A 24,122-nucleotide genomic window follows, 5' to 3' on the forward strand; every position below is an offset into this window, starting at 1 on the left:
AAGAAATGAAACATTTTAATATTTATACAAAGTATTTATTGCTAATATTATCGGCAGTTGCTTGTAGGAACAAGCAAGAGCGCAACATTGAGTTTATGCCCGATATGTACGAGAGCCCTGCTTATAAAACTTATGAAGTCGCACCGCTCTCCCCTCCTGAGCACACTGTAAAAAGAGGTGAGTTGCCCTACCGCTACCCTAATACCATTGAGGGTTATGAGCAAGCTAAAGCACAATTGAGCAACCCCTTAGCAACTGATACTTTACAACAAACTCAAAACCTAACCGATGGTAAAAAACTTTACGGCATCTATTGCGCGCTCTGTCACGGTGAGAAAGGTGACGGCAAAGGAGTTTTAGTGCAAAGGGAGAAGATTTTAGGCGTTCCAAACTACAAGAGCAGAGAGCTCACCGAAGGCAGCATTTACGACGTACTCTACTACGGACGCAATACAATGCCTGCTTTTGTTAATCAGCTGAGTGAGAAAGAACGCTGGCAAGTAGCAATGTACGTTGAACAGCTAAGAGATAAGAGGTAAGAAGTATGAACATATTGTTTTTAACATATTCAATTGTATTGTTTGTAGCGCTTACGTTGGTAGGGGTATTGGTATTCTATGCTATCAACAAAGTTACGCACGCTGAGTGGGCTATGAGTTTATACCCTATAATGAAGCGTATCACAACATCTTTATGGTTAGTGTTATTAGTTTTGTTAGGGGTGCTGTATATAGTGCATAACGAACCTTATTTTCTGTTGCGTGCTGTGGGCTATATGGCAGTATGGGTGGGGTATCGCTATACTTTAAAAAAGTTTAAGACTTTAACGCCTCACGTACTATTCTTAGTTATTTTCTTTCTTACCGAAACTCCAATGGCGTGGGATTGGTTTTTAAGTCTTACTCCCGAATGGCACAGCACCCTCTTTGCGTGGCAATTGCTCAGCAGTTTTCTGCTCTCAGGTATTGCCCTCATTACCTTATTTAGCAAGCCAGAGCACTATCACGATTTAGGAAAATACCTCTTTGGGTTCTCTATATTCTGGGCGTATTTGTGGTTCTCACAATATATGCTGATATGGTACGCCAATATTCCCGAAGAAATTGTTTATTACCAAACTCTTCTCAGCAAAGGCTACGGAGAGGCTATTGTAGCAATGCTCATTCTCAGTTTTGCACTACCTTTTCTCATCTTGTTATCCTCACGAGCCAAACAAAAAAAGCTGTTCCTTTTTGGAACAGCTATCCTTATATTATTGGGGCAATACCTCAATTTCTATTTAATGGTAATGCCTTTTGTAAAATAGAACTTTACTCTTCGGCTTGTTTTTTAGCTTTCTTACTTCCTTCGTACATCTTATATTGTAACAATCGGCTTTCTAATTTACCATTAAAGAGCTTTATTTTTCGTGAAGGACGCAATCCTACATATTTTATACCTTCTAAATTAGAAGTGATAAACCACGCATCGGTATTGGGGTAATGATGTTTAAGAGTGTTGCCTATCGATGAGTAAAGCTGTTCTACATCGGTTTGTAGGCGCTCATTGTAAGGTGGGTTGAACACCATATGTAATGGTTGCTGTTTATCTTCTTTTTCAGTAGCAAAAAAGTCTTTTTGGAATACTTGAATGTACTCAGATAGGTCGGCGTTTTTTAAGTTATCTTTGGCTTTGGCTACTGCTGACGGTGCTTTATCATATCCTATAATTTGGTGGTGAAACTCTCGTATTTTTTTAATACAACTGCCAAAGATAAGATTAAAGAGGTCTTCATCAAAATCGTTCCAACGTTCAAAAGCGAACTCTTTACGGTGTACATTGGCTGGAATATTACAAGCTATCATAGCTGCTTCTATCAAAAAAGTACCACTACCACACATAGGGTCTAAGAAATCACACTGCCCCTGCCAACCGCTGAGTAGTAGGATACCAGCAGCAAGCACCTCGTTGATAGGAGCTATATTGGTAGCTGTACGATACCCGCGCTGATGCAGTGAATTGCCCGAACTATCGAGTGACACAATTACTTCGTTGCGCTGAATATGAATATGTATCTCCAAATCGGGGTGTAGTACATCTACATTGGGACGACGACCTGTAGCATTGCGAAAAGCATCAGCAATGGCATCTTTGGCTTTTAAAGCCACATATTGAGAGTGATTAAAAAGTTCGGTTTGTAAGGTGGCTGTAACAGCGAAGGTCTGGTCTACTCTTAGGTAGGTTTGCCAATTGAAGTTATAGAGTTTTTGGTAATATTCTTTCTCGTTACGCACATAAAAAGAAGCAATAGGTTTCAGTATTTTTAAAGCGGTACGCAAGCAGAGGTTTGCCTTATACATAAAGCCTTTATCGCCTTCGAACTGTACACTGCGAACGCCTTTGGTTATGTGCATAGCCCCTAAATTGCGCAATTCATCAGCTAAAATATCTTCAAAGCCAAAGAAAGTTTTGGCTACCATTTTATAATTATTTTCCATTAGTATACAAAAATATGGCAAATATACATTATTTTTGCCATCTGAGAAAATAAATAACTGAAAAATGAACTTGCTACATACTGCCGATTGGCACTTAGGACAAACGTTTTACCGATACGACCGCTATAACGAACATCAATATTTCTTAGATAATCTTTTGCAAATTATTGAAGAACAACATACTGATGTTTTACTTATCAGTGGTGATGTGTTTGATACTGCTAACCCTGCAGTGGCATCGGTAAAGCAGTTTTATCATTTTCTTCATCAAGCAACTGAGCGTTTCCCCCAACTGCAAATTATAGCTATTGCGGGTAATCACGATTCGCCTGTACGCCTTGAAATGCCCCAACCTCTTTTGGAAGATACACAAGTGCATTTGGTGGGATATGTGAAAAGAAATGAACAGAGAGAGATAGATTATAAGCGCCTTATTATTCCGCTTTACGAAAAAGAGGAAGTAATGGCTTACTGCCTTGCTGTGCCTTTTCTCCGCTTAGGGGATACTCCTAAAAATGAAGATACTAACCCCGATTATACTCAAGGGGTGGAGGCTTTCTACCGCGAAATTACTGAAAAGGCTTTGACTATTGCCAAAGGAAAACCGCTGATTGCTATGGGACATCTGCACGCTTTGGGAGCAGAACTCAGCGATGAGGACACGGCTGAGCGTCCTATTATTGGGGGAATGGAAGGCTTCAAACCTACGAGTTTTCCTAACGTGTTACAATACATTGCTTTGGGACATATTCACAAAGCTCAAGCCTTAGGTGGTAAAGCTCATATACGCTACTCGGGAAGCCCTATACCCTTATCATTTTCAGAAAAGCATTATCAGCATCAAGTGGTGGCTTTTTCATTAGAAGAAGGACGTGTACAGGATATTAAAACTGTGCCCATTCCGTTGCATACTCCTATGTTAAGCGTGCCTGAACGACCACTACCGGTTAAAGAAGTGCTGAATGCTTTGGCTTCTTTGCCTAAGGGAACTACTCATACTCCTGCTCCTTATTTAGAAGTAAAAGTATTACTAAACGAACCTGCTCCTGAACTCAAAAACAGCATACTGAAAGCTATCGCTCATAAACACGTACGCTTGGCGCGTATAGATGTGCGCTACCAACAGCAACAAAACACTACAAAGGAAACTTTGCAAAAGGAAATTACTTTAAACGACCTGCAACCTTATGAGGTACTACAAAGGGTTTACCAAAATAAATTCCAAAAAGAACTGCCTGAATTCTATAAACCTTTGTTTGATGAAGCAATGGAGAAAGCGACTGATTAATGGTTAATGATTAATGGTTAGTGGTTAATTGATGTGAGTTTGATGTAAGAAAAGTGTAGCTTACGCTACAGAAATATTACAAATCTTAAAAAAAATCAAACAAATAAGTTGCTTCGCTACTTTAAAATCTCGCACAGATTACACGGATTGCATGGATTTAGACCCCGATTGATTTCAATATTATAGAACAAAAGTGCACGGATTTTAGCAACGAGTTGCTTAAATTTCACTGATTATAACGTAAACACAACCGTAAATCAGTGTTATATATATCAGACTGATGCTAATTAGTAAGATAATTCTTTTTGGATTTCTGTAAAAGCAAGTTTAATACGAGTTACTAATTTTTATTGACTAACTTTTGAATCTTTTCTCGTTCTTCACTATACGGTATTTCGCATTGGAGGGCTTTTTGGAAGAGCTGGTGTGCGGTTTCTTTATTTCCTTGTGTTTGATAAGCTCGCCCTAATAAATAATAGGCTTTCCAATAATGCGGGTTGAGACTTGTTATGGGCTTTACTTCGTCTATTACAATAGGGGTATGTTCGCGCAAATGTGTTTCTATCTGTTGCTCTAATACCCTATACGCTTCGTAATCCTTAAACGCTTGGGTGTACATAAAAGGGTCGGGCGGAATATTTAGGGAAGTTTGAGGATAAGGACTGTGCGACGGATAAGCTTTGGTAGCAAATATCTGCTTTAAATCATAGGCTACAAAAGTGCCCAACTGATAAGGAGCTGTCGATACCCATACTAAGCGTTCTTGAGGTTTAAAAATTACTGCGTGATGTGCCAATAGCTGGTTGAGCGCTTTCTCATTGCCATAGCCTATGGAATCGGCGTGTAAGCCTTCGGTACTGCGGAGGAGTGTAGCTATTTTAGAGGGGTTCAGCTTAGGTTCTTCTGTTAGGAACTCCTGCATTTTGGCATATCTATACGCTGAATGCGAAGTGCGTATCTGTTTGAGATTCTTCTTATCTTTCTTGTACACTTCACTTTGGAAATGATTGGCGCAAAGCACTGCATTAGGAGCTTCGTACACCCCAAACTTTTTGGGTGATACCTCGATGATTACTGCCTTGCCGTCGGTAGCACTCCCCACCATTATAGCTTCGGACACGAATACCTTTCGCTTTTTAGCAATAGCAATCGCCTCATCGATATTTTTGGCGTACTGCAAGATTTCACGGCAGAGGAGCGAAATAGGGGTGCGAGCTTTCAGCGGAATAGACGACTTTCCCGCATTGATAGTAACCGTAAGACCTTCGAGATTCATACCCGAGAGCACACCTATCATTCCGCCCCAAGCGTAACTCATAAAAGGAATGCCTTCCTCAGGGCGCACAAATCGCACTACCTTTTCAGTAGCAAAGTCATCGGAGAGATAAAAATCGAAATTGCGCCCTATGAGGAGCTGACCATCTTCGGTTTTATCGCCCCAAACCGCTAACGAAGAACAGCCTACGAGCATCAAATCTTGCAAAGCGTGCCCTAAATCGTGAGCCGAATGCAGGTAAAGGGTACGCTGATAAGCAGGGGCTATGTAGTTAAAAATCGTATCGGAGTACTGCGCTTGTCCCCAGAGTTCTTGCCGGAAAGGGGGTATCACACAATTATTGATATCTCGATTGAACCACTTGACGAACTTGCGCAAAAAACGCTGTTTGCGCTGTGAAGGCACAAACTGATTGAGTTTGACAAAGAGCAGACTGTCCTGACGATGGTACAAAGGCTCAGTAAGTGCGCCCGAATTGAGCCCTAACTGATAGGGATTTCCTGAAAGGTAGAGCTCCCACAAGCCTTGTTGATTTTTTGCAATATAGTTATCCTGAAAATACCGCAACGTATCATTTAGTGCAGTAATTTGAGGTTTCTGGTACGGATAGGTTACCTCAGGCGGAGTGATTTTCTTGTAGAAAATACCGCAAGAGGTGAGCAGGAGGTAAAAAGTAAGAAGTAAGAGTTTTTTCATTTTGCCGACTCTTCGAACTGCTGATTAAGATGCAAAAATAGAGATTATTTTTTAATACCCAAAATGCCAATAATGCCAATAATACCAGAAATGCGAAAATTGCAGTTTTCTGAGCATATAGTAAAAATTCGTACGGATTCGGATAATATCGGAGATAGTCGAAGGTAGTAGGAGAGTATACTTAGCTTATAGAAAGCTTATAGGAAGCTTATACGAATGTTGGGCGATTGGTATAGAAAGGGTATACAAAGAGTTGATTATTAATGATTAAAATCTAAAAGTGAATTGTTAAAAAGAGTTAAATAATCCAAAGTAAGACAGTAGTAAAAAGAAAGTAAGACAGAGCAAAAGTAGTTTAAAAATTGGTAATTGGTATTTTTTTACTACTTTTGCAGTCAGAATAGAAATTGGCAAATTAGCACATATGACAGAACCCAAAAAATACAACCCTACTGATTTAGAAGAAAAATGGTATGCCTATTGGCTTGCCCACAACTATTTTCACTCAACCCCCGATGAGCGTACACCCTATACCATTGTGATTCCGCCTCCTAACGTTACAGGAGTGCTCCATATGGGGCATATGCTCAACAACACCATTCAAGATGTACTTATTCGTCGTGCACGCCTCAAAGGCTTCAACGCTTGCTGGGTACCAGGTACTGACCACGCTTCTATTGCAACAGAAGCCAAAGTGGTGGCAAAACTCAAAGAACAAGGCATTAAGAAATCCGACCTCACTCGCGAGGAGTTCCTTGTACACGCGTGGGAATGGACACACCAATACGGTGGGGTGATTCTCGAACAACTCAAAAAATTAGGTTGCTCTTGCGACTGGGAGCGCACTAAATTCACAATGGACGAGGAGCTTTCGGCTTCGGTTATAAAAGTGTTTGTGGATTTGTACAACAAAGGACAAATATACCGCGGTCACCGTATGGTGAACTGGGATCCAGAGGCTAAAACCACTCTTTCTGACGAGGAAGTGATTTATGAAGAACGTCAAGGATTTTTGTATCATTTGAAATATCAAATTGAGGGTACGAATGAGTACCTCGTGATTGCTACAACGCGCCCCGAAACCATTTTGGGCGATACAGCTATCTGCATCAACCCTAACGATGAGCGTTGGCAACACCTCAAAGGCAAAAAGGCTATTGTGCCTATCTGCAACCGCGTGATTCCGATTATTGAAGATGAGTACGTAGATATGGAATTTGGTACAGGTTGCCTGAAAGTAACCCCTGCACACGACCCTAATGACAAGGTTTTGGGCGACAAACATCAGTTGGAAGTAATTGATATTTTCAATGATGATGCAACTCTTAATCACTACGGTTTGCACTATGCTGGCAAAGACCGCTTTGTGGTGCGCAAAGAGATAATAGCCGAATTAGAAGAAAAAAACTTACTTGCTAAGAAAGAAACCTATACTAACAAAGTAGGGACGTCAGAGCGTACCAAAGCTGTGATAGAACCTCGCCTTTCTGACCAGTGGTTCCTCAAAATGTACACTCTTATCCAACCCGCTATCAAGGCGGTATTGGAAGACGAAAGCATCAAACTATATCCTAAGAAATTCGAAAATACCTATCGCCATTGGGTAGAAAACGTACGCGATTGGAATATCTCACGCCAATTGTGGTGGGGACAACAAATCCCTGCTTACTACTACGGCGAGGGTAAAGACCAATTTGTAGTAGCCGAAACTAAGGCAGAAGCCCTCGCTTTGGCTAAAGAAAAGAGCGGTAATGCACATCTTACTGAAGCCGATTTGCGACAAGATGAGGATACCCTCGATACTTGGTTCTCGTCTTGGTTATGGCCAATGAGCGTTTTCAACGGTATTTTAGAGCCTAACAACCCTGAAATCGAGTATTATTACCCTACCAACGATTTAGTAACGGCACCTGATATCCTTTTCTTCTGGGTAACCCGAATGATCGTAGCAGGCTTTGAGTACAAAGGTGAACGTCCGTTTAACAATGTATACTTCACTGGACTTGTACGCGACAAACAACGCCGCAAGATGTCTAAATCTTTAGGCAACTCGCCCGATGCACTCAAACTCATCGCCGATTACGGTGCTGATGGTGTGCGCGTGGGGCTCTTGCTCTCATCGGCAGCAGGTAATGACTTGCTATTTGACGAAGCCCTTTGTCAGCAAGGAAAAGGATTTGGCAACAAATTGTGGAATGCCTTCCAATTGGTGAAAGGATGGCAAGTGGATAGCTCGGTAGCACAACCTGCAGCTGCTCAGCTGGCTTTGCAATGGTTTGAAGCTAAGTTCAACGCAGTACTCACCGAAGTAGAAGACCATTTTGAGAAATATCGCATCTCCGATGCCCTAATGGCAATTTATAAACTCGCCTGGGACGACTTCTGTGCGTGGCTTTTGGAAATGGTAAAACCCGAATATGGCAAACCGATGGACAAAGCAACTTATGAGGGCGTAGTAACCGCTTTTGAGAACTTACTAAAACTTCTCCACCCCTTTATGCCTTTCCTCACCGAAGAAATATGGCAAAGTTTAGCACCTCGTACCCCTGAACAAGCCCTTATCGTGGCTACCTACCCCACCGTACAGCCATATGACGAAAAACTATTGGCAGAATTTGATTTTGCTGCCGAAGTGATAGCAGGTATCCGCACGGTGCGCAAAGATAAGAACATACCTTTCAAAACACCGCTTAGCCTTTCGGTATTAAACAAAGAGCAAGTGAGCAATCGTTTTGATGTGGTACTTAGCAAAATGGGCGGACTTGAGGCTATTACCGAAGTGAGCGCTGCTATAGAGGGGGCAATGTCTTTCCGCGTAAAAGCTAATGAATACTTTATTCCTATCGGGGGGGCTGTAAATGTAGAAGAGGAACTTAAAAAACTACAAGAGGAACTCACCTATACACAAGGCTTTTTAGCCTCAGTGCGCAAGAAACTTTCTAATGAGAAGTTTGTAAATTCAGCGCCTGCTCAAGTAGTAGATAATGAGCGCAAAAAAGAAGCTGATGCCTTGGCAAAAATTGAAACACTTGAAAAAGCGATAAAAGCAATTAACAATTGATAATTAGATAAATGGAACACTTAAAACAAATGATAGATGAAGCGTGGGAAAATCGCTCTCTGCTTCGTGAGGAAATAGTGCAGCAAACTATCAGAGAGGTAATTCACCTCTTAGATTTAGGTAAATTGCGAGTGGCAGAGCCTACTGCCGATGGCTGGAAAGTAAACGAATGGGTGAAAAAAGCGGTTGTGCTTTACTTCCCTATCCAAAATATGAAACCCGTAGAGGTGGGTATCTTTGAGTTCCACGATAAGATTCCGCTCAAACACAACTACGATGAGAAAGGAGTGCGTGTAGTACCACCTGCTGTAGCACGTCGTGGTGCTTTTATCGCCAAAGGCGCTATACTGATGCCCAGCTATGTGAATATAGGGGCGTATGTAGACGAAGGTACAATGGTAGATACGTGGGCTACTGTGGGTAGTTGTGCCCAGATAGGCAAGCACGTGCACCTGAGTGGTGGCGTAGGTGTAGGGGGGGTATTAGAACCCTTGCAAGCAGCTCCTGTGATAGTAGAAGACGGGGCTTTCATCGGGTCGCGTTGTATCTTGGTAGAAGGAGTGCGCGTAGGCAAAGAAGCGGTACTTGGTGCTAATGTAGTGCTTACAGCCTCTACTAAAATCATTGATGTAACGGGTAGCGAACCTAAAGAACTGAAAGGTTATGTACCTGAACGTTCGGTAGTGATTCCTGGTAGTTACACCAAGCACTTCCCTGCTGGCGATTACCAAGTGCCTTGTGCCCTTATCATCGGGCAGCGTAAAGCCTCAACCGATAAGAAAACTTCACTAAACGATGCTCTAAGAGAATATGGAGTTTCTGTATAAGAAAAGTGATGAGGATATAAAATAGAAAAGGCTACCTTTTGGGTAGCCTTTTTAATAGATAATAGATTTAGAATTTATATCCTATCTTAATACCAAAGTTAGGTTCGATAGCCCAGAACTTCTTATTTTCATTAACTTGTTTACCAAAGTTTCGTGCAATATTTGCAAAAGGAGCGATGATAAAGGTATCGTCGAGATTCCATTGGTAACCTGCCCCTACACCTAAGATAAAACTATCCAAACGCGTTTTTACTCCATCTTCAGAGAATGTTCCAAAGCGTTGTTTGATAAAAGGATTTACATAGAGCCCTGTACCTCCGTCTTCTTCAAAATAATAGTTATATCCTATTTGAATACTAGTAGCTCTGTACTTCTCTCCTTCTTTTCTAGGGAATACAGAAAAGCGGTCGTTAAAGAAAATAGTTCCTTCGATAGACTGATTAGGAGCTATGTAATGTTCATAACCTAACTCTACAGAAGCTAACCATATAACATTCAAGATATTCAAGTTTACTTGATGTTGGCGGAAATCACTTTGAGCAAATGTTTTTGCTGAGAAAAACATAAGCATTACAGCTACAATAATTTTTTTCATCGGTTTTCTTAGTTTAAAAATAATGGCAAAGATACTACTTTTATGCTAATACACAAAAATAATACTGTAAAATCAAAAAAAGTCCAGTGTGTAGCACACTGGACTTTTATATGTAAAACTAACTAATTCACTTGTGAAGAAAAGGTAACAACTATTAAAAACACTAAAAAAGAATACAGACTTCACAAGGAATCGCAAACGAAATATAAAGACTTTACTACTATTATATTCCTTTACTAATAGTGGGGCAAAGGTATATATTATTTTGAATACATCCAAATAAATAGTAGAATAATTTTAAATAACATATGCTTAATACTGATAATCAATACGTAGCATATTGTCTATTTTTCTATCCAACTTGCATATTTAGGATAGTTTAGGGCAGTTCGCTCGATGAGAGTTTTCTGTTCATCGGTAATATTTTTGAGTTTTTTAGCAGGAACGCCAGCATAGAGGCTCCCTTTTTCTATATGGGTATTAGGAGGTACTACGGCTCCAGCAGCTACAATGCTATGGCTTTCTACCACACATCCGTCCATTACAATACTTCCCATTCCTATAAGCACATCATCTTCGATAGTACAGCCGTGTACGATAGCGTTATGCCCTATAGACACGCGATTGCCAATGGTTGTGGGGTGTGTTTGATAGGTAGCGTGAATCACTACACCATCTTGGATATTGGTGTCATCACCTATGCAAATAGTGTTTACATCGCCACGAATAACCGCATTATACCACACCGTACAGTGGTCGCCTAAGTGCACATCACCGGTAAGGGTAGCATTTTCAGCAAAAAAGCAACCTTCCCCAAAGGTAGGTTGCTTTTCGTTAACTTTCTTGACTAACATATTCTTTTAGTTTATCGATTATCTCTTGTAGACCATTAGTTTTTATCTCGAAAGTAGTAGCCAATAACATTCCTAATTTTCCTTTGGGAAATCCTTGAGTGCTGAACCACTCGAGGTAATAGGAAGGTAAATCAGCAATCATAGTACCCTTGTACTTGCCATAAGGCATAGGAGTAGTGATGATTTCTTTGAGAATTTGGGAGTTCATAGAGAAAATTAGGGAATTAGATAATTAGAAAATTTGTGAATTAATTAGGTGATTTAGAACAAAGGTTTCTGTTTAGAACTTCTAAAATGGCGTATTTCTATTATATTTTTTTCTTTATCAACTTTGTAATAAACAAGAAATTTTCCTTTTAGAATAGTTCGCCTATAAATATTTTAGGTCTTTGTTATAATAGGATAAGGCATACGGATCTATTGAAATCTCTTTTTCTAAATCTATCAAAGCCTTAGTAATTTTATCGGAGTAAGAAAAACTACCATTTCTTTCGTCCCAATAATCAAGGGTATCGTTATAATTTCTTTCAGCTTCTTGAGTCCACTTTACTTTCATAACGTTGTCTTCTTCGTTCTGTAGCCCTTCTGTGCACTTCAGAACTATCCACTAACATTCCTAATCTTGATTGTTCTTCTGAAAGGGCTAAACTTCTAAGGTCTTCTTCAGTAAGCTCACTAAAATCATCTGCTCTTTCTACAACTGTTGTTTTTAGTTTAAACTTATCAAACAATGGTTGAAATATGGATAATTCTGTGGGATTAAAAGTTATTTTTAATGTGGTTGTATCCATAGTTTAACAATTAAAAGTTGTCTATTTCTTTGTAAATTAACAAATCTGTGAATTAATTAGGCGATTTTTCAACTTCGTCAAAGGTAAGAGCCACACTGGCAAGAAACTTTGGCAAAGTGTAGGGCGTAAATTCGCAAAGCAATTGTGATATTAGTGTGTAGCTCGTACTCTTTTTCCTTCGTTGCGCTCTATTTTATGGTTAGGGCGCGTCCATTTAGGGTTTTCACCTAAGGAATGATATTGAGAATCGGCTGCTTCTACCGTTTTAGGCTGTGGATGCGTTTCAAAAGGTTTCTGAATACGCATACCGAGTACACCGAGCATTTGCATATCCTCATTGATATCGGGGTTAGGAGTGGTGAGGAGCTTATCGCCTGCGAAGATAGAGTTGGCTCCCGCAAAGAAACAGAGAGCTTGTCCTTCTTGGCTCATTTGGGTACGACCTGCGGAAAGGCGCACTTGCGATTGTGGCATCACGATACGCGCGGTGGCTACCATACGCACCATCTCGAAGATATCTACGGGCTCACAGTCTTCCAAAGGCGTTCCTTCTACGGGTACTAAGGCATTGATAGGTACCGACTCGGGTTGTGGATTGAGCGTTGAGAGCGCTACGAGCATTCCGGCGCGGTCTTCGAGTGATTCACCCATACCAATAATCCCTCCACTGCACACAGTGATATTGGTTTTGCGCACGTTGTCAATCGTTTTGAGGCGGTCGTCATAACTACGGGTAGAAATGATTTCTTTGTAGTATTCTTCTGACGTATCGAGGTTGTGATTGTAAGCATACAAGCCTGCTTCCGCCAAACGTTTGGCTTGGTTTTCGGTAAGCATACCGAGTGTACAGCACACTTCCATATCCAGCTTATTGATAGTGCGCACCATTTCGAGCACCTGTTCAAATTCGGGACCATCTTTTACGTTACGCCACGCTGCCCCCATACACACACGTGAAGCTCCTGCTGATTTAGCACGAAGGGCTTGGGCTTTTACGTGAGTAACACTCATCATATCGGCGTTTTCTATCTTTACTTCGGTTTCGTAACGCGCCGATTGCGGACAGTAAGCACAATCCTCGGAGCAACCTCCGGTTTTAATAGAGAGTAGTGTAGAGACTTGTACCGAGTTAGGGTCGTGATATTTACGGTGCACGGTAGCGGCTTCGTAGAGCAACTCCATTAGGGGTTTATTGTAAATAGCCATTATTTCTTCTTTCGTCCAATTATGACGGGTTTCGGCATTGCTACAGCCACACGTATGTTGATTTTCGCACATAGTTCTTTTCTTTATTTCGGGGGCAAAGATACAAAACAATTGACAATTGACAATTAACAATTAACAAATGCTAAGATTTTTTGTACTTGTTCCTCTATAGTAAGATTGGTATTATCGATAACTATGGCATCATCAGCTTTTTTGAGAGGTGACTCTTTACGGGTGGTATCGATATGGTCGCGGTGCTGGATATTGGCAAGCACTTCGTCGAACGATGCTTTATCGCCTTTGGCTTGTAACTCTTTATAACGGCGCTGGGCGCGCACTTGTTCGCTAGCGGTCATAAATATTTTAAGTTCAGCATTGGGAAATACCGTTGTACCTATATCGCGTCCGTCCATTACAATACCTTTGTCTTTACCCATTTTGCGTTGAAGGTCTACTAGGTAAGTGCGGACTTCGGGTTGTTTGGCAACTTCGCTCACCCAATTGGCTATTTCAATACCGCGTATTTCGTTTTCGATATTCTTACCGTCCAAATAAATTTCAGAAAATCCCAACTCAGGGTTGTACACGAACTTTATTTCCGACTTTCGCAGGGCTTTCATCAGGGGTTTTACTTCGATGCCCGAGGTAGAAACATAACCTTTTTCTAAGGCTAAATAAGTAACGGCGCGGTACATCGCACCTGTATCGATATAGACGTAGCCCAACGCTTTGGCTACGGCTTTGGCAGTAGTACTCTTTCCTGTTGAGGAATAGCCATCAATGGCAATGATAATATTCATTAGTGTTTAGTTATTAGTTTTTAATCGTTAGTTATTTGTAGAGTGATGGAGCTATTTCTATTTCGGTTACAACTTTTTTGTTTTTATCGTAGTAATAATAGTACAGCGTTATATTGTTATCAATGAAAAAACGCATCTTTCCGCGATTGCTTTTTAGGTTTTGTACAATAGCTTCCTTAGCTGCTGATGCGTCAAACTCTACTCCTTCGGAATCGAAATTAAAGAGGGTTACATAATACCCCATAGTTTTTTCTCCTTTTAGGGCAACACTATCTAAGCGCACCCCCTCTTCTATTATTTGTGGTAACTGCTGGTTCATTTCGGCAACTTGATTCTTCATTTCATCGGTAACTAAATCGTTTTTAGCTTTTGAAAAGAAGGAGCTTGTGAGATAGCGCGTCGTAAAGAATGCTGCTAAAAATACCACAACAAAAGACACCACACCCACTATTAGTGCAACAATGTTTTTAGTGCGATTGTTCTTTCGGGATTCCTGAGTGTTAAGAAAATCGTTCATTTTTGTCTCTTTTTAACGCTACAAAGATATAAAACAAAAAGCAAACTGCAATGCCCTGATGCGTTTTTATCTTAAAAAAATACAACTATCTAATGATAAATACTTAAAAACAATGAGATAAGAAAATGAGGAAATGAGGAAATGAGAAAATTAGAGAATGAGGAAATTTGGAAATGAGAAAATGGGGTATGAGCTACAAGAAAAGTGCTAGCGGAGGGGATTAACTTTGGCAAAGGTCGTAGCACGACGAGCGGGTGCGAGTCGTACGGGCAGATTAATTAGTAAATTAGAAAATGAGCAAATGAGGAGGTATGAGTCCTTAGGTCACAGACGATAGGGTGGAGAAGCGACAGTAGTTATTGTTGTATAAACATCCCTCTAGCCCCCTTCAAAGGGGGAATGTAGTGACGGAAAAGCGACGGGCAAGTGGAAAAATTGGAGAATTAGGAAATTAGCAAATGGGAGAGGGTTGAGGGATTCGGAAGATATCGAAAGAGTTCGGAAGAGCTGATTCAGATGAAAGGTAAAAAATGGGTTGTAAATTGGGTGGTGTTAGCTTATAGAGAGCTTATAGGAAGCTTATACGAATCTTGGACGATTGGTATAGAAAGGGTATATAAATAATTGATTAATAATATAATACAACAACGCTAAAAATGTTAAAAACAGGGGTTCGAGGCGAAAGAAAAGGGAATGAGTAATGGATAAGGATAGGAACTCGGTGCTTACTCAAAAGTCGGTGAGCTATTGTAGAACACTATGCGAGATTAGAAATTAGTTTTACGTATACCTAAAAGATATTATATTATATCGAATAGACATTATTTAATAGAAATTCATATAAACTGATAAACAGCAAGATAAGAGGAGGTTAGCTATAAAGTTTTAAGAAAAAGTGTAAGAATATTTGTGTAGGTCAAAAAAAAATCGTAAAATTGCACCCGCAAAAAGTAGTGTCTACAAAACACTTAAATAACTGATTTATAAGGTAAATATATAATAGAAAGAAAAATAATATGGGTTTTTTTGATTTCTTGACAGAAGAAATAGCCATTGATTTGGGTACTGCGAACACCCTCATTATTCACAATGACAGGGTAGTGATTGATAGTCCATCGATTGTAGCAATAGATAGGACAACCAGAAGAATTATAGCCGTAGGTAGAGAAGCACGGCTAATGCAAGGGAAAACACACCCTAATATCACCACTGTTCGTCCGCTAAAAGACGGGGTAATTGCCGACTTTGACGCTTCGGAACAGATGATAGGAATGCTCATTAAGAGTATACCTGCGTTACGCAAACGCTTTTTCTCGCCTTCGTTGCGTATGGTAGTTTGTATCCCCTCAGGAATTACCGAGGTGGAAACGCGTGCGGTACGCGAGTCGTGCGAACGTGTGAACGGTAAGGATATTTACCTCGTACACGAACCGATGGCAGCGGCTATTGGTATAGGGCTTGACATTATGCAACCTAAGGGTAATATGATTATCGACATAGGTGGGGGTACTACCGAGATTGCGGTGATTGCCTTAGGGGGTATTGTATGCGACAAGTCGGTAAAAATTGCAGGGGATATTTTTAACTCGGATATTGTGCACTATATGCGTACACAACACAACCTTTACGTGGGGGAAAGTACTGCAGAAAACATTAAGATGACCGTAGGAGCCGCTACTGAAGACCTCGATGCCCCACCAGATGATATTATGGTACAAGGGCGTGACCTGCTCACCGGTAAACCTAAGCAAGTGCAAGTATCCTACCGCGAAATGGTGAAAGCACTGGATAAGTCTATTCTTCGTATAGAAGATGCTATAATGGAGACACTTTCGCAAACGCCTCCTGAATTGGCTGCCGATATCTATAATACAGGTATCTATATGGCAGGTGGTGGATCGATGTTGCGGGGATTAGACAAACGTATTTCTATGAAAACCGACCTCCCTGTATACGTAGCCGAAGACCCTTTGCGTGCCGTAGTACGTGGAACAGGTATCACTCTAAAAAACATTAACAAATTCAGAAGTATTTTATTAAAGTAAAAATAGATAGAGGTAAGAGATAAGAAACAAGAGGTATGAACCAAATCATTCAATTCTTTATGAGGTCGAGGGATTTTTTTGTGTTCCTCGCACTGTTCTTATGCGCTATTGGTTTGGTTTTTAACAGCAATTATTATCCTCAGAGTGCTTACATAAACTCAGCGAATGCAGTGTCGGGTAGGCTTTACAGTTTCACAGACTACTGGGCACAATATTTTAGCTTACGCGGTCAGAACGAAACCCTTACTGAGGAGAATCGAGCTCTGCGCTCACAACTCTTACGGATGGAACAGCAAATCCGCAATATATCTCTTGTAGATTCGGTGTCATTTCCCACTACCGATTCACTGAAATACAAGGTACTTAAAGCAAATGTGATAAAAAATAGTTTCCGTTTAAAAAACAACTACCTCACTATCGACAAAGGTACGAAAGACGGTGTAAAGCAAGATATGGGAGTGCTCTCGCCACAAGGAGTTGTGGGGATAATAGAGAATACTTCGGAGAGGTTTGCTACTGTACAAAGTGTACTGAATACTAGGTCGGCACTGAATGCAATGGTGAAGCGCACGCAACACTTTGGTTCATTGCGTTGGGATACCCGAGAGGTGAATAAAGTACAGCTGTTAGAAGTACCTAATATAGCCCCTATACAGAATGGAGATACAATTGTAACAGGGGGTATGTCGAACATATTCCCTAAGGGAATTCCTATTGGCAGGATAGTTCATTTTGAAAAGAGCAAAAAGGATAATACGTATATCATTGATGTAAAGCTATTTGCTGATATGTCGAACCTTGAATATGTGTATATTATTGAAGATAGAGATAGAGCAGCCGTTTCTGACTTAGAAAAACAGAACCCAAAATGAGTCACCCAGTAGTAAGAAATGTATATTTATTTGTATTCTTAGTGTTGTTGCAGGTACTCATCTTCAACAATGTGGAGTATTGGGGCTATGTAAATCCGATGGTTTACATAGTGTTTATACTGTTATTACCCTATCGTGAAAACAGAATGCCTTCATTGGTAGCGACATTTTTAATAGGGTTGTGTATAGACATTTTTTCTAATACGGGAGGGTTGCACGCTGCCAGTAGTGTACTCATAGCTTATTTGCGTAATCCGATACTACTAACAGTATTTGGCAAGAATTTTGAGTATCAAGAATTGGATTTGCTCGCTTATCCGTTTTCTAAGATTTTTAGCTATACAACCTTGATGGTGGTAGTGCATCACACACTGTTTTATTTCTTAGAAGTCTTTAACTTCAATCACTTGTTTCTTACATTAGCAAAGATTGTAGGAGCATCTATCTTCACTATCATCGTTTGTTTGCTATTCATCTATCTGTTTAGTAAAAATAAGAAATGAGAAAATATCTGTTGCCCATTATTATTCTTTTTGTGGCAGTGGTGTTCTTAGTACGGTTATTCTTCTTACAAGTAATATTTCACGAGGAAAATACAGGAATTGACAACATTGCTATTGAAACGGTATACGATTACCCCGAACGCGGATATATTTACGACCGTAATGGAGAACTATTGGTATCGAACCAACCTGCCTATGACGTGATGGTTGTGCCCAGTGAGGTGAAAACTCTCGATACCTTAGAGCTTTGTGGACTCCTTGAAATCAGTAAAGAAGAGTTTAGGGAACGGCTCATAAAAGCAAGTGATTACTCACGCAAAAAACCTTCAGTAATCGTGCACCAGCTCTCCAAAGACGATTATGCTGTACTACAAGAAAAGTTGCGCAAGTTTCAAGGATTTTATATACAGAAGCGAATGCTCCGCAGTTACCTCACTCACAATGCGGGGAATGTATTGGGATATATCAGCGAGGTAAATGAATGGGAACTGAAAAAGAACCCTTATTACTTAGCTGGTGAACTGATAGGGCGCAGTGGGGTAGAAAAACAATACGAGGAATTCTTACGAGGTAAAAAAGGTGTACAATTCTTCCAAAAGGACAAACACAACGCTGCCATTGAACGCTATAAGAATGGCGCAATGGATACTTTGCCTATCACTGGACAACCATTGCAACTAACCATAGACATCAATTTGCAAGCCTATGGCGAAATGCTGATGCAACACAAACACGGCGGAATCGTAGCTATAGAACCTAAAACAGGGGAGATTCTCGCATTGATATCAGCGCCTACTTTTGACCCTGCTCTGTTGGTAGGACGTGAACGCTCTAAGAACTACACAGCCCTTTATAACGATTCGATTGCTAAACCTCTTTACGACCGCACACTATTAGCAGAATACCCACCAGGTTCGCCCTTTAAAGTAATAAACGCACTCATAGGTTTACAGGAAGGTGTGATAACACCAGGTAGTGTGTTCAGCTGTGGAGGAGGTTATCGTTTTGGAGGGCGTATAATGCGTTGCCACTGCGGGCGCAGTTCTAATGACCTATTACACGGGATAGCTTTTTCTTGTAACTCTTATTTTGCAAATACCTATAAGCGTGCTATTGATATGAAAACCTCTTCGGCAGTGGGTATGGACAAGTGGAATGCTCACGTACGAAGTTTTGGATTGGGAAGCTTTTTAGGTGCTGACTTACCGACAGGACGTGCAGGGAAAGTGCCTAATACTGCTTTGTATGACAAACAATATGGTAAAGGTCGCTGGAACGGCACAACCAATATCTCTAACGCTATTGGGCAAGGAGAATTGCTCACCACTCCTATACAGCTTGCTAATGTGATGGCAGCCATCGCTAATAGAGGTTATTACTATACCCCTCATATCGTAAAAAAAATAGATAATAAAATTACTCCATTTCAAGAGTATACCGTTGCTAAACACACTACGATAGCCCCTAAGAACTTTGAACCTGTGATTAGAGGTATGAATATGGCATATGAGCAAGGTACCGCACGCCGTACCCAAATTGAAGGTATTAATATCGCTGCTAAAACAGGTACCGCCGAAAACTTTATAAAAGTGAATGGCAAGCGTATGCAACTTACTGACCACTCTATATTCGTAGCTTTTGCCCCCATAGAAGACCCTAAGATTGCTATTGCCGTATTTGTGGAAAACGGGTATTACGGAGCACGAGTAGCTGCTCCCATCGCCTCACTAATGATTGAAAAATACCTAAAAGGTGAAGTATACCGCTGCGACCTCGAAAAACAAATGCTCGAAAAGAGTCTTGAAGACGAATATATGAAGCCTTATAGCGGATTGCCTTTTACCATCAACCGATAATGAAGAAAATTATATTAGCCTCAGGCTCACCGCGCCGTCAGCAGTTCCTGAGAGAATTAGATTTCCCTTATGAGGTAGTCCTCAAACCCATAGACGAAACCTACCCTAAACACTTAAAGCGAGAGCAAATCACCGACTATCTCGCCCAGCTGAAAGCTACGCCCTTTGCAGGTGAGATACCTATGGATTGTGTACTTCTCACCTCTGATACTATCGTGTGGCACGAAGGTAAAGCCCTTGGTAAACCCAAAGACGCTACCGAAGCCTTCGCAATGTTGCGTTCGCTCTCGGGGAAGACTCACGAGGTAATTACCTCTATATGTTTTACTACTAATGAAAAGCAAATAACGGAACACTGTATTACAAAAGTAACCTTTAAAGAGCTTTCCGATGACGAAATAACCTATTACATCAGTCACTATCAGCCTTTTGACAAAGCAGGAGCTTACGGTATACAGGAGTGGATAGGACATATAGGAGTTACCACTATTGAAGGCTCTTATAACAACGTAATGGGACTACCTACACACTTAATTAAAGAACAAATATAAAACAAATAAACTCTGGTAATTCTTGAATTTTACCAGAGTTTTTTCTTATATACTAATTAGATTAAACTATTAAGAAACAATTTATTAAGAAAAATAATAAAAAAGAATTATTAAAAAAATTGCAGTTTAAAAATATTTATTGTACTTTTGGGGCTGTATTTTAAATAGAAATACAAATGGCTATATTTAATAAAGAGAGAGATAATAAAAAGATTATTATGGCAGCAGAAAATCCCACAGGAAGTAGCAACCGTATTGTTACTGAAACAAAATTCAAAGGAGAAATCAATTCAAAATCTGATTTTAGAATTGATGGTGAAGTGGAAGGAACTTTCCAAACTTCAGGTAAATTAGTAGTAGGCAGAACCGGTGTAATAAAAGGCACTGTGATTTGCGAAAACGCCGATATTGAAGGTAAAATAACAGGTACCCTCAAAGTGAGTAGTATTTTAAGTTTAAAATCTACTGCAGTTGTAGAAGGCGAAGTGTACGTAGATAAGCTTTCTATAGAACCAGGAGCGGTATTTAACGTTTCTTGCTCGATGAAAGGAGGCAAAAACAGCTTTACCATCAATGAAAAACCACAAGCACCACTTACAGCCGAAAAACAGCCACCTAAATAAGTGGATTACCTTTTCACAAATAGGGCTACAAATGGCTATTACCATAGCCATTTGTAGCTTTTTTGGTGTTTGGTTAGATGGTAAATTTCCTAATGAGTACTCTCTATGGACAGTGGTATGTTCGCTTTTTGGGGTATTTGGAGCTATGTATTCAGTAATTAAGAAAGCCCAACAGATGAGCGATGAAGAGTAACATACTTCTGTTTGTAAAATATTTATTATTGCTTATTGCCGGAGGGGTAGGACTCTTTTGGCTGTACGATTATTGCGTAAACACAGAGGATATTAGTTTGTACTATTCGCTAAATTCCTTGCTCATCTTCCATTGTGGTTTATCCTTCTTCTTATTTAGTATTATCTTCATTGTAAACAAAAGACGCAAACAGCACACTGCTTTTGCTTTTATGGCGGGCTTTGTATTGCGTTTTGTAGCCGTAGTAATTCTCTCACTTCCGCTGGTAAAAACTGTAAGTCCTTCTCCTTTATACGAAATGCTCTTCATCTTATTGCCTTCTTTTTATTTCACAACCATAGAAGCTGTATTAGCGATTCGGTTGATAAAATAAGTGGGAGCCGTATGGCGGATAGAAAATTAAAAAATTTGGAAATTAGCAAATGAGAGAGAATTAGGAAATTAACAGATTAGCAAATGGGGTAAATGTTAATAATGCCAGAAATACCAGAAATGCCAATAATACCACCAAGAGGAATGGACGGGTCGGACAGGTCAGAGGAGAGGTTGGAGAATTCGGAAGGAAACGGAGGAGTTCGGAAGGACATGTTGAGGTAAAAGGTAAAAAATGAGCTGTAATTTGGGTGGGGTTAGCTTATAGAGAGCTTATAGGAAGCTTATACGAATCTTGGACGATTGGTATAGAAAGGGTATATAAATAATTGATTAATAATATAATACAACAATGCCAAAAACGCCAAAAAGAGGGTTTCGAGTCGAAAGAAAGAGGAAGAGGTGATAGGCCTTAGGCCATAGGCACTAGGAGATAACCTCCTCCTTTACACATACCCAGTTGTTGCTGGCTATCTCGGAGAAGGGGAATATAGTGACGGAAAAGGGAACAAATGACGAAGGACGAGAGGCAAATGACGAAGGTAAGGCGATGGTAAGATAAGGGAAATGTAAAAACCGAGTGTGGCAATTTTGTAGAAAAACACCTTGTTAAAGACACTTTCTGTGAATTTGAATCAGAAGTATAACTTTTTTTGTTAAAATATTAGGCAATATCAAAAAAATGCTGTAATATTGCACCATAATTTTAATCTCATAATTTTACACACTATGGATGCACAAAAAGTGGATATGTTTATCGTAACCAATGGTAAATTTTTCAGACCTGAAATCGTTCCTCAAATTCGTGAAAAGCTTCTTTCTTTGGACGAATCAAAATGGGTAATGCTACAAACGATACAATTTAAAGACCCTACTACTTCTCTCCTCATTTCTATTTTTGCAGGACATTTGGGCATTGACCGTTTCTACATAGGCGATGTAGGTATGGGAGTTGGTAAATTGCTTACTTGTGGTGGTTTGGGTATTTGGACGATTGTGGACTGGTTCCTAATTATGGACGCTACAAGAGACAAAAATGCGGAATTATTAGCTTCAGCACTTAGTTATTAATTGACGACTAAAAAGTTCTATACTTTCATCACACTCCTATGTCTTGCCTGTTGGGGGTGGCTACTTAGCCACTATGTTTTTCACGGACAGGACATAGGGGTTACTGTTTGTGCAATAAAGAATGTTACGGGGTACCCCTGTCCGTCGTGTGGTACCACGCGGTCGGTTGAGGCTTTTTTTGAAGGGCACTGGGGAGAGGCGTTACTGACCAATCCGCTTGGGGTATTGGCATCGGTATTACTTATCATTACTCCGTTGTGGTTACTTTATGATTTATGCAGAAAGAAAACTACTTTGCAGGGAGCTTACATAAAGTTTGAACAATTCTTTAAACGCCCTTACGTGTATATTCCCTTTTTTATTCTCATAGTACTGAACTGGATTTGGAATATTTATAAAGGTTTATGATAGAATCTAAACAATTAAACGAACGCATCAGCGATGGTGACAAGGAGCGCGCTGCCAATAGCTATATAATGTCGATAGTGGCTATTATGGCGGGAATGCCTTTGCCTATCATCAATCTACTGGCTACCATATTCTTTCTGGTGGCACATCGCAAAGGCTCTTATTTTGTGCGTTGGCATTGTTATCAAGCCTTCGTTTCACAACTCTTCTTATTTTTTGTAAACACCACTACTTTCTGGTGGACTGTATCAATAGTATTGGGGAGCAATTTAGTAACTAATGCTTATATTGCTTGGCTGATTATTGCCTTTATCTTTAATGTCTATGAAATTATAGGCACGTTTTATTCTGCCATAAAGATACGCAAGGGCGAACATTTATCGTGGTGGTTTTACGGTGATATTGTAGATTTAATAGTGAAAAAATAATGAATAAAGTAATATCAAGAGGCACTATTTTACTGTGTGTTTTCTTTGGGGGTTGGTTTTTACTGCAACAAGTAAACTGGTTGGGAATTTTTAAGATTAACCCACTGATAAGGAATGAATACGTAAAGAAAATAGAGGTAAAGCTGGGTGAAATGATGTTTGAGGACTTCACGAGCAGAAACTCGGTGGTAGACGATAGCCTTGCAGTAACGACTATCGACAGTATGGTGACCAAAATATGTGATGCTAATAACATCGACCGGAAGGAGCTGAAAGTGTACTTATTAGATAGTGAAGAGGTAAATGCTTTTGCTTTGCCTAATCACCAGCTGATGATTTATACAGGACTTGTAAAAAAGACCTCAAGCCCAGAAGCCCTTTGTGGGGTGATTGGGCACGAGCTGGCGCATATTGAAAAAGATCACGTAATGCAGTCGCTTGTAAGAGAATTAGGGATAGGCACTTTGTTTGCTATTATTTCGGGGCGGTCAGACCTTTCGATGATTACAGAAGTAGGCAGAATCGTATCTTCGAGTGCTTTTAACCGAAATATGGAAAAAGAAGCCGACCTTGTGGGACTTACCTATATACAAAATGCGAAGATAGACCCTAAACCTTTTGCTGAGTTTATAGGAGTCATAGATGATGAGAATACTCCGCCTTCGGCATTTAAATGGATAAGCACTCACCCTTTTCCAAAGGATAGGAAAGAGTATTTGCTACAAAATATCGGTAAACAGCGAACTAACTACAAGCCTGTTATTTCTTCATCTACTTGGGAAACATTTAAGGAAATCATAGAGGAAGAATAA

General features: G+C 40.1%; 26 protein-coding genes and 1 pseudogene. 17 read left to right on the plus strand and 10 right to left on the minus strand.

Going from position 1 to position 24,122, the window contains the following annotated elements:
• Positions 1 to 5 precede the first annotated feature (5 nt).
• Both C3V44_RS05400 and C3V44_RS05405 read left to right on the plus strand, forming a co-directional pair.
• Complete coding sequence (locus C3V44_RS05400) at positions 6 to 539, plus strand: cytochrome c (RefSeq protein ID WP_106095799.1); 534 nt, start codon at positions 6 to 8, stop codon at positions 537 to 539.
• A gap of 5 nt (positions 540 to 544) precedes the next feature.
• Positions 545 to 1,306 carry a hypothetical protein gene (locus C3V44_RS05405; protein ID WP_106095800.1) on the plus strand — a complete coding sequence of 254 codons (762 nt, stop codon included), beginning with the start codon at positions 545 to 547 and terminating at the stop codon, positions 1,304 to 1,306.
• A gap of 4 nt (positions 1,307 to 1,310) precedes the next feature.
• Here C3V44_RS05405 and C3V44_RS05410 read toward each other — a convergent pair whose 3' ends face one another.
• On the minus strand, positions 1,311 to 2,477 hold the full coding sequence (locus C3V44_RS05410; RefSeq protein WP_106095801.1) for a class I SAM-dependent RNA methyltransferase: 1,167 nt from the start codon (positions 2,475 to 2,477) through the stop codon (positions 1,311 to 1,313).
• A 64-nt stretch (positions 2,478 to 2,541) separates the two neighbouring features.
• On the opposite strand from C3V44_RS05410, the gene C3V44_RS05415 reads away from it, so the two are divergent.
• The gene (locus C3V44_RS05415; RefSeq protein WP_106095802.1) at positions 2,542 to 3,765 is read left to right on the plus strand and encodes an exonuclease SbcCD subunit D C-terminal domain-containing protein; all 1,224 of its coding nucleotides are present in this window, start codon (positions 2,542 to 2,544) and stop codon (positions 3,763 to 3,765) included.
• A 340-nt stretch (positions 3,766 to 4,105) separates the two neighbouring features.
• Here the strand turns inward: C3V44_RS05415 and C3V44_RS05420 are convergent, their stop codons facing one another.
• The gene (locus C3V44_RS05420; protein ID WP_106095803.1) at positions 4,106 to 5,737 is read right to left on the minus strand and encodes a C45 family autoproteolytic acyltransferase/hydolase; all 1,632 of its coding nucleotides are present in this window, start codon (positions 5,735 to 5,737) and stop codon (positions 4,106 to 4,108) included.
• Positions 5,738 to 6,161: 424 nt separating this feature from the next.
• Here C3V44_RS05420 and C3V44_RS05425 point away from each other — a divergent pair, with 424 nt between their 5' ends.
• Together C3V44_RS05425 and C3V44_RS05430 are read left to right on the plus strand one after the other, a co-directional pair.
• On the plus strand, positions 6,162 to 8,798 hold the full coding sequence (locus C3V44_RS05425; protein ID WP_106095804.1) for a valine--tRNA ligase: 2,637 nt from the start codon (positions 6,162 to 6,164) through the stop codon (positions 8,796 to 8,798).
• A gap of 11 nt (positions 8,799 to 8,809) precedes the next feature.
• The gene (locus tag C3V44_RS05430) at positions 8,810 to 9,625 is read left to right on the plus strand and encodes a 2,3,4,5-tetrahydropyridine-2,6-dicarboxylate N-succinyltransferase (protein WP_016479662.1); all 816 of its coding nucleotides are present in this window, start codon (positions 8,810 to 8,812) and stop codon (positions 9,623 to 9,625) included.
• A 67-nt stretch (positions 9,626 to 9,692) separates the two neighbouring features.
• Here C3V44_RS05430 and C3V44_RS05435 read toward each other — a convergent pair whose 3' ends face one another.
• From C3V44_RS05435 to C3V44_RS05470, 8 genes and pseudogenes are all read right to left on the minus strand, one after another.
• On the minus strand, positions 9,693 to 10,220 hold the full coding sequence (locus C3V44_RS05435) for a DUF3575 domain-containing protein (RefSeq protein ID WP_106095805.1): 528 nt from the start codon (positions 10,218 to 10,220) through the stop codon (positions 9,693 to 9,695).
• A 344-nt stretch (positions 10,221 to 10,564) separates the two neighbouring features.
• On the minus strand, positions 10,565 to 11,074 hold the full coding sequence (locus C3V44_RS05440; RefSeq protein WP_106095806.1) for a gamma carbonic anhydrase family protein: 510 nt from the start codon (positions 11,072 to 11,074) through the stop codon (positions 10,565 to 10,567).
• The gene (locus tag C3V44_RS05445) at positions 11,055 to 11,282 is read right to left on the minus strand and encodes a DUF3820 family protein (protein ID WP_106095807.1); all 228 of its coding nucleotides are present in this window, start codon (positions 11,280 to 11,282) and stop codon (positions 11,055 to 11,057) included. The genes C3V44_RS05440 and C3V44_RS05445 overlap by 20 nt, the downstream gene beginning before the upstream one ends.
• A gap of 53 nt (positions 11,283 to 11,335) precedes the next feature.
• Positions 11,336 to 11,630, minus strand: a pseudogene (locus C3V44_RS05450) (type II toxin-antitoxin system RelE/ParE family toxin).
• The gene (locus tag C3V44_RS05455; RefSeq protein ID WP_002675485.1) at positions 11,602 to 11,865 is read right to left on the minus strand and encodes a hypothetical protein; all 264 of its coding nucleotides are present in this window, start codon (positions 11,863 to 11,865) and stop codon (positions 11,602 to 11,604) included. The pseudogene C3V44_RS05450 and the gene C3V44_RS05455 overlap by 29 nt, the downstream one beginning before the upstream one ends.
• A gap of 150 nt (positions 11,866 to 12,015) precedes the next feature.
• The gene (gene bioB / locus C3V44_RS05460) at positions 12,016 to 13,143 is read right to left on the minus strand and encodes a biotin synthase BioB (protein ID WP_002675483.1); all 1,128 of its coding nucleotides are present in this window, start codon (positions 13,141 to 13,143) and stop codon (positions 12,016 to 12,018) included.
• Positions 13,144 to 13,196: 53 nt separating this feature from the next.
• The gene (gene cmk / locus C3V44_RS05465) at positions 13,197 to 13,871 is read right to left on the minus strand and encodes a (d)CMP kinase (protein WP_009422545.1); all 675 of its coding nucleotides are present in this window, start codon (positions 13,869 to 13,871) and stop codon (positions 13,197 to 13,199) included.
• 31 nt (positions 13,872 to 13,902) lie between these two features.
• Positions 13,903 to 14,388, minus strand: coding sequence for a hypothetical protein (locus C3V44_RS05470; RefSeq protein WP_106095808.1), 486 nt, complete (start codon positions 14,386 to 14,388; stop codon positions 13,903 to 13,905).
• A gap of 1,016 nt (positions 14,389 to 15,404) precedes the next feature.
• Here C3V44_RS05470 and C3V44_RS05475 point away from each other — a divergent pair.
• The 12 genes from C3V44_RS05475 to C3V44_RS05530 all read left to right on the plus strand — a co-directional run bounded on the left by C3V44_RS05475 (position 15,405) and on the right by C3V44_RS05530 (position 24,122).
• On the plus strand, positions 15,405 to 16,433 hold the full coding sequence (locus tag C3V44_RS05475) for a rod shape-determining protein (RefSeq protein WP_002675473.1): 1,029 nt from the start codon (positions 15,405 to 15,407) through the stop codon (positions 16,431 to 16,433).
• Positions 16,434 to 16,468: 35 nt separating this feature from the next.
• The gene (gene mreC / locus C3V44_RS05480; RefSeq protein ID WP_002675472.1) at positions 16,469 to 17,305 is read left to right on the plus strand and encodes a rod shape-determining protein MreC; all 837 of its coding nucleotides are present in this window, start codon (positions 16,469 to 16,471) and stop codon (positions 17,303 to 17,305) included.
• Positions 17,302 to 17,808 carry a rod shape-determining protein MreD gene (locus C3V44_RS05485; protein WP_106095809.1) on the plus strand — a complete coding sequence of 169 codons (507 nt, stop codon included), beginning with the start codon at positions 17,302 to 17,304 and terminating at the stop codon, positions 17,806 to 17,808. The genes mreC and C3V44_RS05485 overlap by 4 nt, the downstream gene beginning before the upstream one ends.
• A complete protein-coding gene (gene mrdA / locus C3V44_RS05490) occupies positions 17,805 to 19,664 on the plus strand; it encodes a penicillin-binding protein 2 (RefSeq protein ID WP_106095810.1) in 1,860 nt (619 codons plus the stop codon). The genes C3V44_RS05485 and mrdA overlap by 4 nt, the downstream gene beginning before the upstream one ends.
• The gene (locus C3V44_RS05495) at positions 19,664 to 20,215 is read left to right on the plus strand and encodes a Maf-like protein (RefSeq protein ID WP_106095811.1); all 552 of its coding nucleotides are present in this window, start codon (positions 19,664 to 19,666) and stop codon (positions 20,213 to 20,215) included. The genes mrdA and C3V44_RS05495 overlap by 1 nt, the downstream gene beginning before the upstream one ends.
• 176 nt (positions 20,216 to 20,391) lie before the next feature.
• The gene (locus C3V44_RS05500; protein WP_002675467.1) at positions 20,392 to 20,838 is read left to right on the plus strand and encodes a polymer-forming cytoskeletal protein; all 447 of its coding nucleotides are present in this window, start codon (positions 20,392 to 20,394) and stop codon (positions 20,836 to 20,838) included.
• A 31-nt stretch (positions 20,839 to 20,869) separates the two neighbouring features.
• Complete coding sequence (locus C3V44_RS05505; RefSeq protein WP_009411300.1) at positions 20,870 to 21,031, plus strand: AtpZ/AtpI family protein; 162 nt, start codon at positions 20,870 to 20,872, stop codon at positions 21,029 to 21,031.
• The gene (locus tag C3V44_RS05510) at positions 21,021 to 21,404 is read left to right on the plus strand and encodes a hypothetical protein (protein WP_106095813.1); all 384 of its coding nucleotides are present in this window, start codon (positions 21,021 to 21,023) and stop codon (positions 21,402 to 21,404) included. The genes C3V44_RS05505 and C3V44_RS05510 overlap by 11 nt, the downstream gene beginning before the upstream one ends.
• 728 nt (positions 21,405 to 22,132) lie before the next feature.
• Entirely contained in the window at positions 22,133 to 22,474 is a 342-nt protein-coding gene (locus C3V44_RS05515) for a TM2 domain-containing protein (RefSeq protein WP_009417595.1), read from the plus strand.
• Positions 22,475 to 22,882, plus strand: a complete 408-nt coding sequence (locus tag C3V44_RS05520; protein ID WP_034554152.1) for a DUF2752 domain-containing protein — start codon at positions 22,475 to 22,477, stop codon at positions 22,880 to 22,882.
• The gene (locus C3V44_RS05525) at positions 22,879 to 23,310 is read left to right on the plus strand and encodes a hypothetical protein (protein WP_009422620.1); all 432 of its coding nucleotides are present in this window, start codon (positions 22,879 to 22,881) and stop codon (positions 23,308 to 23,310) included. Before C3V44_RS05520 ends, C3V44_RS05525 begins: the two co-directional genes overlap by 4 nt.
• Positions 23,310 to 24,122, plus strand: coding sequence for a M48 family metallopeptidase (locus C3V44_RS05530; protein ID WP_106095814.1), 813 nt, complete (start codon positions 23,310 to 23,312; stop codon positions 24,120 to 24,122). The genes C3V44_RS05525 and C3V44_RS05530 overlap by 1 nt, the downstream gene beginning before the upstream one ends.

Origin of the sequence: Capnocytophaga sp. oral taxon 864 (assembly GCF_002998835.1) — a bacterium.
GTDB lineage: Bacteria > Bacteroidota > Bacteroidia > Flavobacteriales > Flavobacteriaceae > Capnocytophaga > Capnocytophaga ochracea.

Bases quoted from the DNA above. Each gene is read 5' to 3' on its own strand.
- C3V44_RS05400 (WP_106095799.1), top strand. From the start codon at position 6: ATGAAACATTTTAATATTTATACAAAGTATTTATTGCTAATATTATCG.
- C3V44_RS05405 (WP_106095800.1), top strand. From the start codon at position 545: ATGAACATATTGTTTTTAACATATTCAATTGTATTGTTTGTAGCGCTT.
- C3V44_RS05410 (WP_106095801.1), bottom strand. From the start codon at position 2,477: ATGGAAAATAATTATAAAATGGTAGCCAAAACTTTCTTTGGCTTTGAA.
- C3V44_RS05415 (WP_106095802.1), top strand. From the start codon at position 2,542: ATGAACTTGCTACATACTGCCGATTGGCACTTAGGACAAACGTTTTAC.
- C3V44_RS05420 (WP_106095803.1), bottom strand. From the start codon at position 5,737: ATGAAAAAACTCTTACTTCTTACTTTTTACCTCCTGCTCACCTCTTGC.
- C3V44_RS05425 (WP_106095804.1), top strand. From the start codon at position 6,162: ATGACAGAACCCAAAAAATACAACCCTACTGATTTAGAAGAAAAATGG.
- C3V44_RS05430 (WP_016479662.1), top strand. From the start codon at position 8,810: ATGGAACACTTAAAACAAATGATAGATGAAGCGTGGGAAAATCGCTCT.
- C3V44_RS05435 (WP_106095805.1), bottom strand. From the start codon at position 10,220: ATGAAAAAAATTATTGTAGCTGTAATGCTTATGTTTTTCTCAGCAAAA.
- C3V44_RS05440 (WP_106095806.1), bottom strand. From the start codon at position 11,074: ATGTTAGTCAAGAAAGTTAACGAAAAGCAACCTACCTTTGGGGAAGGT.
- C3V44_RS05445 (WP_106095807.1), bottom strand. From the start codon at position 11,282: ATGAACTCCCAAATTCTCAAAGAAATCATCACTACTCCTATGCCTTAT.
- C3V44_RS05455 (WP_002675485.1), bottom strand. From the start codon at position 11,865: ATGGATACAACCACATTAAAAATAACTTTTAATCCCACAGAATTATCC.
- bioB (WP_002675483.1), bottom strand. From the start codon at position 13,143: ATGTGCGAAAATCAACATACGTGTGGCTGTAGCAATGCCGAAACCCGT.
- cmk (WP_009422545.1), bottom strand. From the start codon at position 13,871: ATGAATATTATCATTGCCATTGATGGCTATTCCTCAACAGGAAAGAGT.
- C3V44_RS05470 (WP_106095808.1), bottom strand. From the start codon at position 14,388: ATGAACGATTTTCTTAACACTCAGGAATCCCGAAAGAACAATCGCACT.
- C3V44_RS05475 (WP_002675473.1), top strand. From the start codon at position 15,405: ATGGGTTTTTTTGATTTCTTGACAGAAGAAATAGCCATTGATTTGGGT.
- mreC (WP_002675472.1), top strand. From the start codon at position 16,469: ATGAACCAAATCATTCAATTCTTTATGAGGTCGAGGGATTTTTTTGTG.
- C3V44_RS05485 (WP_106095809.1), top strand. From the start codon at position 17,302: ATGAGTCACCCAGTAGTAAGAAATGTATATTTATTTGTATTCTTAGTG.
- mrdA (WP_106095810.1), top strand. From the start codon at position 17,805: ATGAGAAAATATCTGTTGCCCATTATTATTCTTTTTGTGGCAGTGGTG.
- C3V44_RS05495 (WP_106095811.1), top strand. From the start codon at position 19,664: ATGAAGAAAATTATATTAGCCTCAGGCTCACCGCGCCGTCAGCAGTTC.
- C3V44_RS05500 (WP_002675467.1), top strand. From the start codon at position 20,392: ATGGCTATATTTAATAAAGAGAGAGATAATAAAAAGATTATTATGGCA.
- C3V44_RS05505 (WP_009411300.1), top strand. From the start codon at position 20,870: ATGGCTATTACCATAGCCATTTGTAGCTTTTTTGGTGTTTGGTTAGAT.
- C3V44_RS05510 (WP_106095813.1), top strand. From the start codon at position 21,021: ATGAAGAGTAACATACTTCTGTTTGTAAAATATTTATTATTGCTTATT.
- C3V44_RS05515 (WP_009417595.1), top strand. From the start codon at position 22,133: ATGGATGCACAAAAAGTGGATATGTTTATCGTAACCAATGGTAAATTT.
- C3V44_RS05525 (WP_009422620.1), top strand. From the start codon at position 22,879: ATGATAGAATCTAAACAATTAAACGAACGCATCAGCGATGGTGACAAG.
- C3V44_RS05530 (WP_106095814.1), top strand. From the start codon at position 23,310: ATGAATAAAGTAATATCAAGAGGCACTATTTTACTGTGTGTTTTCTTT.